14 protein-coding genes are annotated in these 14,053 nt (G+C 64.3%); 11 read left to right on the top strand and 3 right to left on the bottom strand.

What is annotated here, in order from left to right; all coding sequences use genetic code 11:
- Positions 1-22 precede the first annotated feature (22 nt).
- Genes ISS99_RS22475 through ISS99_RS22465 form a run of 3 tightly spaced genes read right to left on the bottom strand, consistent with a single transcriptional unit; the run spans position 23 to position 2,037 of the window.
- A complete protein-coding gene (locus ISS99_RS22475; RefSeq protein WP_239538300.1) occupies positions 23-694 on the bottom strand; it encodes a M24 family metallopeptidase in 672 nt (223 codons plus the stop codon).
- A gap of 25 nt (positions 695-719) precedes the next feature.
- Positions 720-1,079, bottom strand: a complete 360-nt coding sequence (locus ISS99_RS22470; RefSeq protein ID WP_204633821.1) for a DUF1304 domain-containing protein — start codon at positions 1,077-1,079, stop codon at positions 720-722.
- A 22-nt stretch (positions 1,080-1,101) separates the two neighbouring features.
- Entirely contained in the window at positions 1,102-2,037 is a 936-nt protein-coding gene (locus ISS99_RS22465; RefSeq protein WP_204633820.1) for a carbohydrate kinase family protein, read from the bottom strand.
- Between the two features lie 317 nt (positions 2,038-2,354).
- Here ISS99_RS22465 and ISS99_RS22460 point away from each other — a divergent pair, with 317 nt between their 5' ends.
- The 11 genes from ISS99_RS22460 to lipA all read left to right on the top strand — a co-directional run bounded on the left by ISS99_RS22460 (position 2,355) and on the right by lipA (position 14,044).
- On the top strand, positions 2,355-3,401 hold the full coding sequence (locus ISS99_RS22460) for a rod shape-determining protein (protein ID WP_204633819.1): 1,047 nt from the start codon (positions 2,355-2,357) through the stop codon (positions 3,399-3,401).
- A 203-nt stretch (positions 3,402-3,604) separates the two neighbouring features.
- Positions 3,605-4,609, top strand: coding sequence for a rod shape-determining protein MreC (gene mreC, locus ISS99_RS22455; protein ID WP_204633818.1), 1,005 nt, complete (start codon positions 3,605-3,607; stop codon positions 4,607-4,609).
- A complete protein-coding gene (gene mreD / locus ISS99_RS22450; protein ID WP_204633817.1) occupies positions 4,606-5,094 on the top strand; it encodes a rod shape-determining protein MreD in 489 nt (162 codons plus the stop codon). Before mreC ends, mreD begins: the two co-directional genes overlap by 4 nt.
- Positions 5,095-5,263: 169 nt before the next feature.
- Positions 5,264-7,279 carry a penicillin-binding protein 2 gene (gene mrdA, locus ISS99_RS22445; protein WP_204633816.1) on the top strand — a complete coding sequence of 672 codons (2,016 nt, stop codon included), beginning with the start codon at positions 5,264-5,266 and terminating at the stop codon, positions 7,277-7,279.
- Positions 7,276-8,391 (top strand): rod shape-determining protein RodA, encoded by a 1,116-nt coding sequence (gene rodA, locus ISS99_RS22440; RefSeq protein ID WP_204633815.1) that lies wholly within the window; start codon positions 7,276-7,278, stop codon positions 8,389-8,391. The genes mrdA and rodA overlap by 4 nt, the downstream gene beginning before the upstream one ends.
- 136 nt (positions 8,392-8,527) lie before the next feature.
- Complete coding sequence (gene mltB / locus ISS99_RS22435; RefSeq protein ID WP_204634022.1) at positions 8,528-9,496, top strand: lytic murein transglycosylase B; 969 nt, start codon at positions 8,528-8,530, stop codon at positions 9,494-9,496.
- Positions 9,493-10,401 (top strand): septal ring lytic transglycosylase RlpA family protein, encoded by a 909-nt coding sequence (locus tag ISS99_RS22430; protein WP_204633814.1) that lies wholly within the window; start codon positions 9,493-9,495, stop codon positions 10,399-10,401. The genes mltB and ISS99_RS22430 overlap by 4 nt, the downstream gene beginning before the upstream one ends.
- Positions 10,402-10,468: 67 nt before the next feature.
- Positions 10,469-11,713, top strand: a complete 1,245-nt coding sequence (locus tag ISS99_RS22425) for a D-alanyl-D-alanine carboxypeptidase family protein (protein ID WP_204633812.1) — start codon at positions 10,469-10,471, stop codon at positions 11,711-11,713.
- An 84-nt stretch (positions 11,714-11,797) separates the two neighbouring features.
- On the top strand, positions 11,798-12,088 hold the full coding sequence (locus tag ISS99_RS22420) for a DUF493 family protein (protein ID WP_204633811.1): 291 nt from the start codon (positions 11,798-11,800) through the stop codon (positions 12,086-12,088).
- 268 nt (positions 12,089-12,356) lie between these two features.
- A complete protein-coding gene (gene lipB / locus ISS99_RS22415; RefSeq protein WP_204633810.1) occupies positions 12,357-13,025 on the top strand; it encodes a lipoyl(octanoyl) transferase LipB in 669 nt (222 codons plus the stop codon).
- A gap of 8 nt (positions 13,026-13,033) precedes the next feature.
- Positions 13,034-14,044 carry a lipoyl synthase gene (lipA, locus tag ISS99_RS22410; RefSeq protein ID WP_204633809.1) on the top strand — a complete coding sequence of 337 codons (1,011 nt, stop codon included), beginning with the start codon at positions 13,034-13,036 and terminating at the stop codon, positions 14,042-14,044.
- The last annotated feature ends 9 nt before the right edge of the window (positions 14,045-14,053 follow it).

Below are 14,053 nucleotides of genomic sequence, written 5' to 3'. Positions count from 1 at the left end.
TTTCCGAGTGCCTTGGGCTTCCTCAGGAGGCTGCGTCGGTCAACAGGTCCTCGTAGAAAGCGCCGAACGGCCGGGTCGGGTGAGCAATCTGGATTTCCAGGATCCACAGGCCTTCACCAGGCTCGTGCTCGAAATCACCCAGATCGCCGCCCTTGTGTACCGAGTGCGGAAAATCGCTGACGCGATGGCCTTTGGTGGCGTGGTTGAAACGCCAGCCCATCGCTTCGGCGCGCTCATCCGCATAATTATACAGGTTGTGGCCGCTCAAACCTTCATTTCGCCATTTTGCGGCCACGTCCCGGTAGAGATCGCGCGCCGCCTGGGCGCAGGCGGCCTGTTCCGGGGCATGGCCGATGGTGAAGGTTTCGCCTACGTCGCCCTCGTGGCCATCGAAAACCAGCCCCAGGTCGATGAAGTAAATGTCGTTTTCGCCCAGGCGCACGCCGGGAATCGAGCGCTCCCGGTAGGTTTTGGTGGTATTGGGGCCGATACGGATGAGCACCGGATGCCACAGGCGCTCCATGCCCAGTGCGGCGAATACGTCGGCGGCCTCGGCCCTGGCTTCGTCTTCGCTGATGCCGGGGCGCATGCGCTCGCGGATGCCGTGCAGGGCCGCCCAGCTCCGGGAGCGCGCATGCAGCATGTGCGACGGATCAAACGCCGGTCCGACAGCTTCGCGATCTCGATCGTTCATGACACGGGCCGTTCCGCAATACGGGTCAGCTCAGCACTACCAGCGCCATGCCGATGGCGGCCGGCAGGGCCTGCACCCAAAACACTTTGCGCGTGGCCGTGAAGCCGCCGTACAGGCCGGCCAGCAGCACGCAGCCAAGGAAAAACAGCTTCAGATGCGTGCCCTCGCTGCCGCCGAGCAGCAGTCCCCAGAACAGGCCGGCGGCCAGGAACCCGTTATAGAGCCCCTGGTTGCCGGCCAGAACCTTGGTCTGCGCGGCGTATTCGGGCGTGATGCCGAAGGCGCGCAGGCCGGCGGGCTTGTCCCACAGCAGCATTTCCAGGGCGAGGAACCACACGTGCATCAATGCGATGATCGTGACCACGATGCCGGCGAGGGTGGACATGCTGCTCTCCCTTGTGCGCAGCTCAGGCCAGCGCGTAGCCGAACTGAGTCTTGAACTCGGCCGCGAATTCTTCGTAGTTGAAGTGCTGGTTCTGCGTGCCGGGGTGCTCGACCTTCAGTGCGCCCATCAACGACGCCATGCGGCCGGTCGTGGGCCAGTCCAGGCCTTTCATGATGCCGAAGATCAGGCCGGCGCGGTAAGCGTCGCCGCAACCGGTGGGATCGACCACTTGGCGCTCGCGCGCCGGCGGAATCTCGTGCGTGGTGCCTTCGGCGTGGATCAGCGAGCCGCGCGGGCCGAGGGTCACGATATAGGCCTTCACGCGCGAAGCGATGTCCGCGGCGCTCCATCCGGTGCGCTGCTGCAGCAACTGCGACTCGTAGTCGTTGACGATCACGTAGGTGGATTTTTCGATCATCGCCCGGAATTCTTCGCCGTTGAACAGCGGCATGGCCTGGCCCGGATCGAAGATGAAGGGTGTGCCGCGCGCCGCGAATTCATCGACGTGTTGCAGCATCGCCTCGCGCCCGTCGGGGGCGACTATGCCGAAGCTGATGTGCGGGATACTGCGCACGTGGTTTTCGTGGGCGCTGGACATCGCGCCCGGATGGAAGGCGGTGATCTGGTTGTTGTCCAGGTCCGTGGTGATGAAGCACTGCGGCGTGAACTGGTCCTCGAACACGCGGATGCCGTCCATGCGGATGCCGCATTTTTCCAGGTGTTCGCGATAAGGCGCGAAGTCCTGGCCCACCGCGGCCACTGGCAGCGGATCGCCGCCGAGCAGCTTGAGGTTGTAGGCGATGTTGCCGGCGCAGCCGCCGAATTCGCGGCGCATCCGCGGCACCAGGAACGACACGTTCAGGATGTGCACCTGGTCCGGAATGATGTGGTTCTTGAACTGGTCCTGGAACACCATGATGGTGTCGTAGGCAAACGATCCGCAGATGACGGCAGACATGGGTGTGGCGATCCCCGATGGTTAACTGGTATGGCCTTCAGCCTGAAGGCGGCAAACACATCATCGTAGCTTGAAGCGCGTGAAACGGGAAACCGGCGGGCCGTCGTTCCGGGTGGTGCGGCGCGCTCTGTTGGCCCCGAAAGGCAGGGAGGAGGCGTAAATCTGGCATTCGCCTGACCGGCCCCTTTTCCCCTTCTTCGATCCTCGTTCTTCAGCGAAAACAAGCCTTTCTTAACGAGAATATCCTTGCGGACAAGGGGTTTGCTGACTAGACTGGCGCGCTTACTTTTTAGCCAGAGTCGACACGCGGCGGACCCATGTTCAAGAAGTTTCGCGGGATGTTTTCGAACGATGTATCCATCGACCTTGGCACGGCCAATACGCTTATTTATGTGAGGGGTCAGGGCATTGTCCTGAACGAGCCTTCCGTCGTGGCCATTCGCCAGGATCGCGGCCCGGGCGGCCCCCGCACCGTGGCTGCCGTGGGCGGCGACGCCAAGCGCATGCTCGGCCGTACCCCTGGCAATATCGCCACGGTGCGCCCGATGAAGGACGGCGTGATCGCCGACTTCACCATGACCGAGGCCATGCTGCAGCACTTCATCCGCCAGGTGCATCGCTCGCGACTGCTGCGCCCGAGCCCCCGCGTACTGGTCTGCGTGCCCTGCGGCTCCACCCAGGTGGAGCGCCGTGCGATCAAGGAATCGGCCGAAGGTGCCGGTGCCCGCGACGTGTTCCTGATCGAGGAGCCGATGGCAGCCGCGATCGGCGCCGGCATCCCGGTGCACGAGGCGCGTGGCTCGATGGTGCTGGATATCGGCGGCGGCACCTCCGAAGTGGCGGTGATCTCGCTCAACGGCATCGTCTACTCGCAGTCGGTGCGCGTGGGCGGCGACCGCTTCGACGAGGCCATTATCAACTACGTGCGCCGCAACCACGGCACCCTGATCGGCGAGTCGACTGCCGAGCGCATCAAGCTGGAAATCGGCTGTGCCTTCCCGCAGAGCCAGGTTCGTGAGATCGAGATCTCCGGCCGCAATCTGGCTGAGGGCGTGCCGCGCATGTTCACGGTCAACTCCAACGAAATTCTCGAAGCCCTGCACGAACCGCTCGCCGGCATCGTGGCCGCTGTAAAGGCGGCGCTGGAGCAGACCCCGCCCGAGCTGTGCTCCGACGTGGCCGAGCGCGGCATCGTGCTCACCGGCGGCGGTGCCCTGCTGCGCGACCTGGATCGCCTGCTTTCCGAAGAAACCGGCCTGCACGTGCAGGTGGCAGACGATCCGCTGACCTGCGTGGCGCGCGGCGGCGGCAAGGCGCTGGAACTGATCGACCAGCACGGCAGCGATTTCTTCGCACCCGAATAAACCGTCCTCGCCAGCGAGGACTCATAGCCCCTCTCTCCGCCGGGGAGAGGGTAGGGTGAGGGGCCAAGGCTTGCGTCCATGCCGATTCGAAGCGCATCTAAAAAGGCACCCGCCGTGAAGTCTCTCGCGAGATTGTTCCCTCATCGCAACCTTCTCCCTGCCGGGGAGATGGTGTTGAATGCGGGCATGGATGGACGCTCCCGATGCCGCTGACGCGCGAGGAATCCTCGCCGCTGTTCGCCGGTACCGCTGCCGGCACGCTGCGGCTGATCTTTTATCTCGCCATGGCGATGGTGTTGATGGTGCTCGATCACCGCAACGGCTGGTTGTGGCGCATGCGCTACGCCACGGCGATCGTGGTGGAACCGGTTTACCGCCTGGTGAGCCTGCCGGCTGACGGCGCGCATGAACTCGGCGTGGCTTTCGCCGATCGCCGCATGCTTACCGAGCAGAATCAGCGCCTGCGCGAAGATCTGCTGCTGGCCAATGCCAAGCTCAACCGCATGGCGGCCGTGGCGCAGCAGAACCAACGCCTGAAGGAACTGCTGGATACCCAGCACAGTCTTGAGCTCCACGTGCAGCTCGCGCGGGTGATCGGCGTGGACATGGGGGCGTTCCGCCATCGCATGATGATCAATCTCGGCGCGCGCGACGGCATCAAGACCGGCCAGCCGGTGATCGACGCGCACGGCGTGATGGGTCAGATCATCGATGTCCTGCCCAATTCCGCCTCGGTGATGCTGGTGACCGATCCGGATCACGCCTTGCCGGTGATGGTCGAGCGCACCGGCTTGCGCACCATTGCCTACGGTTCTCGCAATGGCGAGCAGCTCACGTTGCCGACCATTCCGATGGCCGCCGACGTCCGGGCTGGCGACAAACTGCTCACTTCTGGTCTTGGCGGGCGCTTCCCCGAAGGTTTTCCGGTCGGCGAAATCAGCGCCGTGGCGCCGGCAGCCAGCGGCATGTTCCTGGAGGCGCACGCCAATCCCAGTGCCGACCTGGATCGCAGCGACGAAGTGCTGGTGCTGCACGACCTGGCCGAGCCGGCCGGTCCGCCGCCGCCGCCATCGCCCGCGGGGCCTCCGTCCGACGAGGCGCCAGTTCCTGCGCCGGCAAGTACGGCGGCGTTGCCGCGGCCGGCCATCCTGGTCAAGCCGGCACCGGCGCATTCCGCATCCACGCCGGCTGGAGTGCCGCAAACGTGAGCCGTCAGCGATTCTCCTTCTGGTGGTTTGTCGGCACCCTGGTGGCATCGTTGGTGCTGATGCTGATTCCGCTGCCGCGCGTACTCGATCCGTTCAAGCCCTACTGGCCGGCCCTGGTGCTGCTGTATTGGACGATGGAGTCGGGCGAGCAGCGTGTAACCCTGGGCCTGGCCTTCGTGCTGGGCGTATGCGCAGATATGTTCAACGGCGTCTTGCTGGGCGAGCAGGCGCTGCGCCTGTGCGTATTGGCCTTCATTGCGTTGCGCTTCCGCTCGCGCCTGCGTTTCTTTCCGATGTGGCAGCAGACGCTCGCCGTGCTGGCATTGCTGCTCAACGACCGTTTCCTGCTGCTGATCGTGCGGGCCTTTGCAGGCGAATCTACCCCGCCGGCGTTGTGGTGGGCCTCGCCCTTTGTCAGTGCGTTGCTGTGGCCGTTCCTGTTCCTGCTGCTCGACGACTTGCGGATGCGGTTGAGGGTGCAATGAAGGCGGGGAACAGGGAACGGGCAACGGGGAATCTGCAGGTTGCGCGAGCAGCGGCGTGTCGCTTCGTTCTTGCTGCAGCACGTGTGCTTCGGACTGAGTCCACGGGCAACGGGTACCCACACGTTCCCCGTTCCCTGTTCCCCGTTTCCGGCGGCGGAGAGCGTCGCCCATGAAAAAACTGCGTCGTTTCAAAGATACACGTGGCGAAGGCGAACTGTTCCGCCGCCGCGCGTTGTCGGGTTTTGCGTTGATTCTGCTGGGGCTGGCAGCGCTGATCGGGCGCTATGTGTTCCTGCAGGTTCTGCACCACGACGAATTCGCGCTGCGTTCGGTCAACAACAGCGTGAAGCCGCGTGCCATTCCGCCGGCGCGCGGCTTGATCTACGACCGCAACGGCGTGTTGCTGGCCGACAACGTACCTGCGTTTCGACTGGAAGTGCGGCCGGACCAGGTGCAGGGCATGAACCAGATGTTGGTCCAGCTGGGCAAGGTCGTGCCGCTGGATCAGGACGATCTGGACGCGTTTCGCAAGCAGCTCAAGCAGTCGCGCCGGTTCGACAGCGTGCCCTTGAAGATGCGCCTTACCGAGGACGATATCGCGCGTTTCGCAGTCAACCGCTGGCGTTTCCCAGGCGTGGACGTGGTGCCGTATCTCACTCGTTACTATCCGCTCGGGCCGCTGTTTGCGCACGTCGTGGGCTACGTAAGCCGCATCGACGCGGATGATCTGGTCAATCTGGACCAGGACCGCTACAAGGGCACCACGCACATCGGGCGCATCGGCCTGGAGCGCTCATACGAAGACATGCTGCACGGCACGCCGGGCTATGAACTGGATGAAGTGAACGCCGACGGGCGCATCCAGCGCGTGCTGAAAACCGATCCTCCGGTGCCGGGCAAGAACCTTTACCTGAGCATCGATGCGCGCGTGCAAAAGGCGGCGCAGGATGCCTTCCAGGGCCGGCCGGGTGCAGCGGTAGCCATCGATCCGCGCAACGGACAGGTGCTGGCCTTGGTCAGTGTGCCGGAGTTCGATCCGAACCTGTTCGTCAACGGCATCAGCCAGGCTGACTACAAGGCGCTGATGACCGATCCGGACAAGCCGCTGATCAATCGAGCGTTGAAGGCGGCATATCCGCCCGGTTCGACAGTCAAGCCGTTCATGGGCCTGGCTGGTCTGGAATACGGCGTGCGCACGCCGCAGGACACGGTGCTTTCCACCGGCGTGTTCTACATCCCCGGGCAATCGCGCGGTTATCGCGACGACCAGCGGGGCGGCGTGGGCACGGTCAATCTCTACCGTGCGATCGAAGACTCGGTCAATACCTACTTCTACAAGCTTGCGCTGGATCTGGGTATCGATCGGATCAGCGAGTTCATGGCGTCGTACGGTTTCGGACGGCCGAGCGGCGTGGACTTGCCGGGCGAGGTGTCGGGCATCCTGCCCTCGCGCGAATGGAAGGCCAAACGCTCTCCCAAGCATCCGGCCTGGTATCCGGGCGAAACCGTCATTGCCGGCATCGGCCAGGGCTACTGGAACGTAACCACGATGCAGCTGGCGCACGCACTGGCAACGTTCGCCGGCAAGGGCGTGCCGTATGCGCCCCGCGTGGTGATGGAGACCGCCGATGTCGGCAAGCGGCCGGTGCCGCTGCCCAATCCGCCCACCGGGCCTTCGGTGATCAAGAACCTGAAAGACTGGCTGGCGGTGAATCAGGGAATGCAGCTGGTGATCTACGGCACTGATCCGTTCTCCACCGGCGCCGGCATCAAGCTTGGCGACGGCTTCCCGTATCGCATTGCCGGCAAGAGCGGCACGGCGGAGCGCTTCTCGCGCACCAGCGATGCCTACAACGAAAACCGCAACACGGCGTACCTGGCTGCGCGCCACCGTGCGTGGTTCGAGATGTTTGCGCCGGCCGACGATCCGCGCATCGCGGTGGCCGTGGTGCTCGAAGCGGGTGCCTGGGGCGCCAAGGATGCGGGCCCGATCGCGCGCAAGATCCTCGATGCATGGCTTGCCACGCAGGGAGGAGCGGTGCCGGCGGACAATCCGTTGCCGGAATCGGCCGATGCGCCCGATACCCCTGTCGCAGCATCGAGCAGCGCGGTGACGCCGGAAGACACGCCGCAGGACGACATGCCCGCCACGGACAGTTCCAGCTCAGGAGACGATTCGCAATGATCGACACCTGGCGTACGCGCTTTTATCGCTTCCTGCGGCGTCACCTGACGCGTCCGCGCATCGACCTGCCGCTGGCCTTCGCATTGATGCTGCTCTGCGGTGTCGGCCTGGTAACGCTGTACAGCGCCGGCGACAGCAACCTTTCGCTGGTGGGCGGACAGGCTGCGCGCTTCGTGCTGGGCGGCGCGCTCATTCTGCTGATGTCGCGCATACCGCCGGCAACGCTGCGCAACTGGACACCGTGGCTGTATGTCGGCAGCACCGTGCTGTTGCTCGTAGTGGCCGTACTCGGCGAAGGGCGCGGTGCGGATCGCTGGCTCAATCTGGGCATCATGCGCTTCCAGCCTTCGGAGCTGATGAAGCTGACCATGCCGATGATGGTGGCCTGGTACCTGCACCCGCGCCAATTGCCGCCGGGCTGGAAAGATATTGCCGTGGTGGGCGCACTGATCGCCATTCCGGCGGGGCTGATCGCCAAGCAGCCGGATCTCGGTACCGCCTTGCTGGTCACGGCGGCCGGCGCCTTCGCCTTGTTCCTGTCGGGCATGGCCTGGTGGCGCATCGGTCTGTTACTTGCTGCAGCGGGTGGCATGGTGCCGGTCGCATGGCATTTCATGCACCAATACCAGCGCGAGCGCATTCTCACCATGCTCAATCCGGAATCGGATCCGCTCGGCAACGGCTGGCACATCATCCAGTCGCAGATTGCCGTGGGTTCCGGCGGCATCTTCGGCAAGGGCTTCGAGCAGGGCACACAATCGCGCCTGGATTTCCTGCCCGAACACACCACCGACTTCATCTTCGCGGTGTTCTCCGAAGAGTTCGGCTTGATCGGCGTGTGCGCGATCCTGGTGCTGTACGCCTTCATCATCGGACGCTGCCTGTGGATCGCCATGGAAGCACGCGATACCTACTCGCGCCTGCTCGCCGGCGCGATCGGCATGAGCTTCTTCGTCTACGTGTTCGTCAACGGCGGCATGGTGGCCGGCTTGCTGCCGGTGGTGGGCGTGCCGATGCCGATGGTCAGCTACGGCGGCACATCGGCGGTATCGCTGCTGGTGGGCTTCGGCGTGCTGATGTCGATCCACGCCAATCGCAAAGTGCACGACTGAACAGTCGTCGGTGCATTGCCTGCGTGCTGCCAGAGATTGCGCCGCATTGCATGCTACGCTTTGCGCAATGCCGATCACGATAGCGAAATCCATCTTGCAGCCGGCCCGCAGGCCGGGCCGTAGTCGTCCCTGGTGGATGTTCGCCTTGTTGCCGATGGCGTTCGCCATGCCGGCATGGGCCGATCATCCCGGGCAGGCGCAACTGGTGCAGGAAGTCGCACGCGACACTGGTAAAGATCCTGGCGCGCTCAACGCGCTGCTCAACGGTGCAACGCGGCAGCAAAGCATCCTCGATGCGATCAGCCGCCCGGCCGAAGCCAAGCCCTGGAGCCAGTACCGGCAAATCTTCCTGACCCAGGGCCGCATCGACGCCGGCATCGATTTCTATCGCGATCATCGCGCCCTGCTCGAAAAGATCGGCGCGCAATACGGCGTGGCGCCCGAATACATCGTCGCGATCCTTGGTGTGGAAACCTTCTACGGGCGCAACACCGGCAAGTACAAAGTGCTCGATGCGCTGGTGACGCTGGGCCTGTACTACCCGCCGCGCGCCGCTTTTTTCCGCAGTGAGCTGAAGACCCTGCTGGAACTGCCCGACAATCGCCTGGCCGGTCCGGTCGATACGCTCACCGGCTCCTATGCCGGCGCACAGGGCTGGGGCCAGTTCATGCCCAGCAGCATCCGCGATTTTGGCGTGGATGAAGACGGCGACGGCCACATCGATCTGCAAAATTCACTGCCGGACATCCTGGCCAGCGTCGCTAACTATTTCGCCAAGCACGGCTGGGTGACCGGCGGCATGGTGGCGGCGCCTGCGCAACCCGATGCGGCGGCCAAACCCCTCACGGTGAAGGATTCCACGCCGCAATGGACCATCGAGCAGCTCGAGGCGTGGGGTTACGCGCCGGTGCAGCATCTGGATCCGGGTGCGAGCAGCAGCCTGCAGACGCTGCAGGGGCTCAACGGTCCGGAACACTGGTTCACCTTCCAGAATTTCTACGTGATCACGCGCTACAACCGCAGCCCCATGTATGCGATGGCGGTGAACCAGCTCGCGCAGGCGATCGCGCAAGGCGTCAGCGGGCAGGAGAGCGCAACGCAATGAGGGCGGCCTCGCGCCTGCCCTGGTTGCTTGCGATCGTGCTGGTGCTGGCCGGCTGCGGCGGCCATGGCAGTACGCGTCCTTATGCCGCATCGTCACGCGGTGGCGGCGCAAGCGGTTCCGGCGGCCTGTACGACGACACCAGCCGGCCGCAAAGCAGCCGCTATCGCAGCAACAGCGACAGCGTGCCGGATGGTCCGCCGCCCGATTTCAGCAAGCTGCCCGAGCCGGTGCCGAAGGTCGAACCGCGCTCGCTCTACGGCAACAAATCGCCCTACAGCGTGCTGGGCCAGACTTACAACGTGCTGCCTAGCGCGCGCGGTTACGACGAACGCGGCATCGCGTCGTTCTACGGCAGCAAGTTCCACGGTTACAAGACCTCGAATCTCGAGGACTACGACATGTACAAGTTCACCGCCGCAAGCAAGGTGCTGCCGCTGCCGAGCTACGCGCGGGTGACCAATTTGCAGAACGGCAAAAGCGTGGTCGTGCGCATCAATGATCGCGGCCCGTTCCACGAAGACCGCATCATCGACCTGTCCTACGCCGCGGCGGTGAAGATCGGCGTGTGGCCCAAGGGCACCGGCCTGGTGGAAGTGCAGGGCATCGATCCCTCCGCCCCCGCGCCGGAAGTGGCGCCGCCCCCGCCGGTGGTGACGCTTTCGGCGCCGCCGCCGGGCATCTACCTGCAGGTGGGAGCCTTTGCCGACCCGGCCAACGCGCAAAAAGTGGCCGATCAGCTGCGCGTGGCGAATTTCGCCCCGGTGCAGGTGGTGGATGCCACCATTGGCGGCCGGCTCGTGCACCGGGTGAGGGTGGGGCCGCTGGCCGACGTGGACACCGCCGACCGGGTGACGTCGCAAATCGAACAAATGGGCCTGCCCCATCCGCAGGTCGCGGTAGACTGAGCGTTTCCTCCCAGTAAGTAGTGGCGCCTTGCGCCGAGACCAAAGCAAAAACGGAAGTAAGCCCACGATGAACCTGTTCCGCCGCCCCGTGTACGCCATCGCCGCCGCCGCCCTGGTGTTCGGTGCCAGCGCCGTCGCCCAGCAGACGCCGACGCCCAACCCGCTGCCGCCCAAGCCCGTTCCCACCGTGGCGTCCCCCGCCGCCGTGCAGGTGCCGGTGCCGCCGCCGCCGGATGTGGACGGCAAGGCGTGGGTGCTGATGGATTACGCCACCGGCCAGATCCTCGCCTCCAAAGAAGCCGACACGCGCGTGGTGCCGGCCTCGATCACCAAGGTGATGACCGACTACGTGATCTCCGCGCAGATCGCCTCGGGCAAGATCCACCTCACCGATCAGGTCAGCATCAGCGAGCACGCATGGCGCGCCGGTGGCGCTGGCACGGACGGCTCCACCAGCTTCCTCAAGCTCAACAGCCAGGTGCCGCTGAAGGACCTGCTGTACGGCATGATCATCCAGTCCGGCAACGATTCCGCCATTGCCCTGGCCGAGCACACCGCCGGTTCCGAAGAAACCTTTGCCAACCTGATGAATGCCTACGCCAAGCAGCTGGGCATGGTGAACTCGCACTTCGCCAACGCATCGGGCTATCCGGTCGACGACCACTACACCACCGCGCACGACGTGGCGATCCTCACCCGCGCGCTGATCCACGATTATCCCGATGACTACGCGATCTCCGCCATCAAGGAGTTCGAGTGGAACGGCATCAAGCAGGGCAATCGCAACACCCTGTTGTGGCGCGATCCCACCGTGGACGGTGTGAAGACCGGGCACACCTCCGAAGCGGGTTTCTGCCTCGACGCCTCGGCCAAGCGCGGCGACGAGCGCATGATCGCCATCGTGATGGGCGCCAGCAGCGAAAAGGCGCGCGCCGATTCGGCCATGGCCTTGCTCAACTACGGCTTCCGCTTCTTCGAGACCCACAAGTTGTATGAGGCCGGCAAGCCGCTGGCCACGCCGCGCCTGTGGAAGGGCGAAGAAGACCAAGTGCCGCTGGGCGTGCAGCAGGACGTGCTGGTGACGGTGAAAACCGGCGACTACGACAAGCTCAAGGCCACCATGGACATCCCGTCCACCCTGATCGCTCCCTTCAAGAAGGGCCAGCAGGTCGGCACGCTGCACGTGACCGACGATGGGCAGCCGGTGATGGACGTGCCGCTGGTGGCGTTGAACGATGCTCCGCAGGGCGGCTTCTTCAAGCGCTTGTGGGACAGCATCCTGCTGTGGTTCCACGGCAGCGGCAAGAAGTAAGCATGCTGCGGAACGTTTGAATCCTCGCAGGTTGGGGCTGGCGCCCCAACCTGTGTTTGTCATCGAGTCCGATGGAGGCTCCGCATGAAAGACCTGGGCGAGATCAAAGCGCAACAGGACGGCCAGGGGTTCCAGTTCCCCGGCGAATTCGAAATCACCGCGATGGGCAATGCCAGTGCGGACCTCAAGGCCCGCGTGCCGCAGATCCTGGAAGGCATCGGCTTGCACGTGCTGCACGAGACGGTGAAACACAAGCATTCACGTGAAGGCAACTTCCTATCCGTCACCGTGAGTTTTCACTGCGACACGCGCGAGCAGTACGACCTGGCCCATAGCTCGCTGCGTGCCGATCCGGATATCCGCTTCACGCTGTGAGCTTTTCCTTCTCCCCTTTCGGGCGACGCAAAGCTAGTCCCGTGGGAGAGATGGCAGGGTGAGGAGGGGGCTGGCGCAAGCGCACGAGACGAAGCGTTTTTGTTTGAAATGTTTCGCAAGATTGCCCCCTCATCCCAGCCTTCTCCCCCGAGGGGAGAAGGGGCAGAGCGTTGAGCTGCGGAAGCACGGCAGGGCAATGCGTTCCTTCACTTGCAACCTCCCCGTTCCGACCACAGATCGGCTCCATTCCCAAGCAGGCCCGCGATCCATGTCCCAACCGCTGAAAATTCGCCGCCTGGGCCGCCAGCCCTACGAGCCGGTTTGGCAGGCGATGAGCGCCTTCACCGACAACCGCACCGCCAACACCGTCGACGAGCTGTGGGTGCTGGAGCACGACCCCGTTTTCACCCTCGGCCAGGCTGGCAAGATGGAGCACGTCCTGGCCCCCGGTGAGATTCCGGTGGTGCCGGTGGATCGCGGCGGCCAGGTGACCTATCACGGTCCCGGCCAGATCGTGGCCTATCCGCTGATCGACCTGCGCCGCGCCGAGGTCGGGGTGCGGGAAATGGTCTGCAAGATCGAACAGGCCATCATCGATACGCTGGCGCATTGGAATATCGAGGCCGTGCGCCGCGAGGGCGCCCCGGGCGTCTACGTGGCGGACGCCAAGGTCGCAGCCCTGGGGTTGCGGGTCCGGCGCGGCTGCAGCTTCCATGGCCTGGCCTTCAACGTGAACATGAATCTGGAACCCTTCCACCGCATCAATCCCTGCGGTTACAAGGGCCTGGCGGTCACGCAGGTGCTAGACTTGGGGGGTCCGTCGCGGCTGTCGGACGTCGAAGACGTGCTGATCGGCGAGTTTTGCCGGCAGTTCGGCTTCGATGGCGAAACGGCTGCCCCCCTCATTCCCGAACTCCCCGCACGCGTGGCGGTCTGACCTACTACATGAGCGATACGTCAGCTTCATCCACGAAGACCATTCCGATCAGCGTCGTCAGCAATACGCCGGTTGTCGAGAAACAGTTGGGCAATGACAAGATCGCGCTCAATCGCGCGGGCTTCGATACCAACACGCCGACACTGCGCAAGCCGAGCTGGATCCGCGTGCGTCTTCCGCAAGGCAATGCGGTGCAGCAGTTGAAGGCGCGCCTGCGCGAAAATTCGCTGGTAACGGTGTGCGAGGAAGCCTCCTGCCCGAACATCCACGAATGCTTCAGCAAGGGCACCGCCACCTTCATGATCCTCGGCGAGGTGTGCACGCGGCGCTGCTCGTTCTGCGACGTGGCACATGGCCGCCCGGCCGCGCCCGATCCGCTGGAACCGGCTCGCCTGGCCGAAACCATTCACGACATGCGCCTGAAATACGTGGTGATCACGTCGGTGGATCGCGACGATCTGCGCGACGGCGGCGCCGAGCATTTCGCCGCCTGCATCCGCGCGGTGCGCCACGCCAGTCCGAACATCAGGATCGAAATCCTCACCCCGGATTTCCGCGGCAAGGGACGCATGGAGCGCGCACTGGAAGTGCTCAAGGATTTCCCGCCGGACGTGTTCAACCACAACCTGGAAACCGTGCCGCACCTGTATCGCGAAGTGCGCCCGGGCGCCGACTATCAGTGGTCGCTGGACCTGCTCAAGCGCTTCAAGGCGCAGCATCCGGACGTGCCCACCAAGTCCGGCATCATGCTCGGCCTCGGCGAAACCTACGAACAAGTCATCGAGACCATGCAGGACCTGCGTGCGCACGATGTCGAGATGATCACCATCGGCCAGTACCTGCAGCCCACGCCGCATCATCATCCGGTGGTGCGCTACTGGACGCCCGACGAATTCGAAGCATTGCGCGTAGCTGGCGAAGCGATGGGGTTCCATCACGTCGCCTCCGGTCCGCTCGTGCGTTCCTCTTACCATGCCGATCTGCAGGCCCATGCAGCTGGCGTCACCGAGCAAGCTTGAAGAGAATTC

Origin of the sequence: Dyella mobilis, assembly GCF_016904945.1 — a bacterium.
GTDB lineage: Bacteria > Pseudomonadota > Gammaproteobacteria > Xanthomonadales > Rhodanobacteraceae > Dyella_B > Dyella_B mobilis.
The sequence above is the reverse complement of the archived record's forward strand: the minus strand, read 5'-3'. Positions and strand labels throughout refer to the sequence as shown.

Bases quoted from the DNA above. Each gene is read 5' to 3' on its own strand.
- ISS99_RS22470 (WP_204633821.1), bottom strand. From the start codon at position 1,079: ATGTCCACCCTCGCCGGCATCGTGGTCACGATCATCGCATTGATGCAC.
- ISS99_RS22425 (WP_204633812.1), top strand. From the start codon at position 10,469: ATGAACCTGTTCCGCCGCCCCGTGTACGCCATCGCCGCCGCCGCCCTG.
- mreC (WP_204633818.1), top strand. From the start codon at position 3,605: ATGCCGCTGACGCGCGAGGAATCCTCGCCGCTGTTCGCCGGTACCGCT.
- lipB (WP_204633810.1), top strand. From the start codon at position 12,357: ATGTCCCAACCGCTGAAAATTCGCCGCCTGGGCCGCCAGCCCTACGAG.
- rodA (WP_204633815.1), top strand. From the start codon at position 7,276: ATGATCGACACCTGGCGTACGCGCTTTTATCGCTTCCTGCGGCGTCAC.
- lipA (WP_204633809.1), top strand. From the start codon at position 13,034: ATGAGCGATACGTCAGCTTCATCCACGAAGACCATTCCGATCAGCGTC.
- ISS99_RS22420 (WP_204633811.1), top strand. From the start codon at position 11,798: ATGAAAGACCTGGGCGAGATCAAAGCGCAACAGGACGGCCAGGGGTTC.
- mrdA (WP_204633816.1), top strand. From the start codon at position 5,264: ATGAAAAAACTGCGTCGTTTCAAAGATACACGTGGCGAAGGCGAACTG.
- ISS99_RS22465 (WP_204633820.1), bottom strand. From the start codon at position 2,037: ATGTCTGCCGTCATCTGCGGATCGTTTGCCTACGACACCATCATGGTG.
- ISS99_RS22430 (WP_204633814.1), top strand. From the start codon at position 9,493: ATGAGGGCGGCCTCGCGCCTGCCCTGGTTGCTTGCGATCGTGCTGGTG.
- ISS99_RS22460 (WP_204633819.1), top strand. From the start codon at position 2,355: ATGTTCAAGAAGTTTCGCGGGATGTTTTCGAACGATGTATCCATCGAC.
- ISS99_RS22475 (WP_239538300.1), bottom strand. From the start codon at position 694: ATGAACGATCGAGATCGCGAAGCTGTCGGACCGGCGTTTGATCCGTCG.
- mltB (WP_204634022.1), top strand. From the start codon at position 8,528: ATGTTCGCCTTGTTGCCGATGGCGTTCGCCATGCCGGCATGGGCCGAT.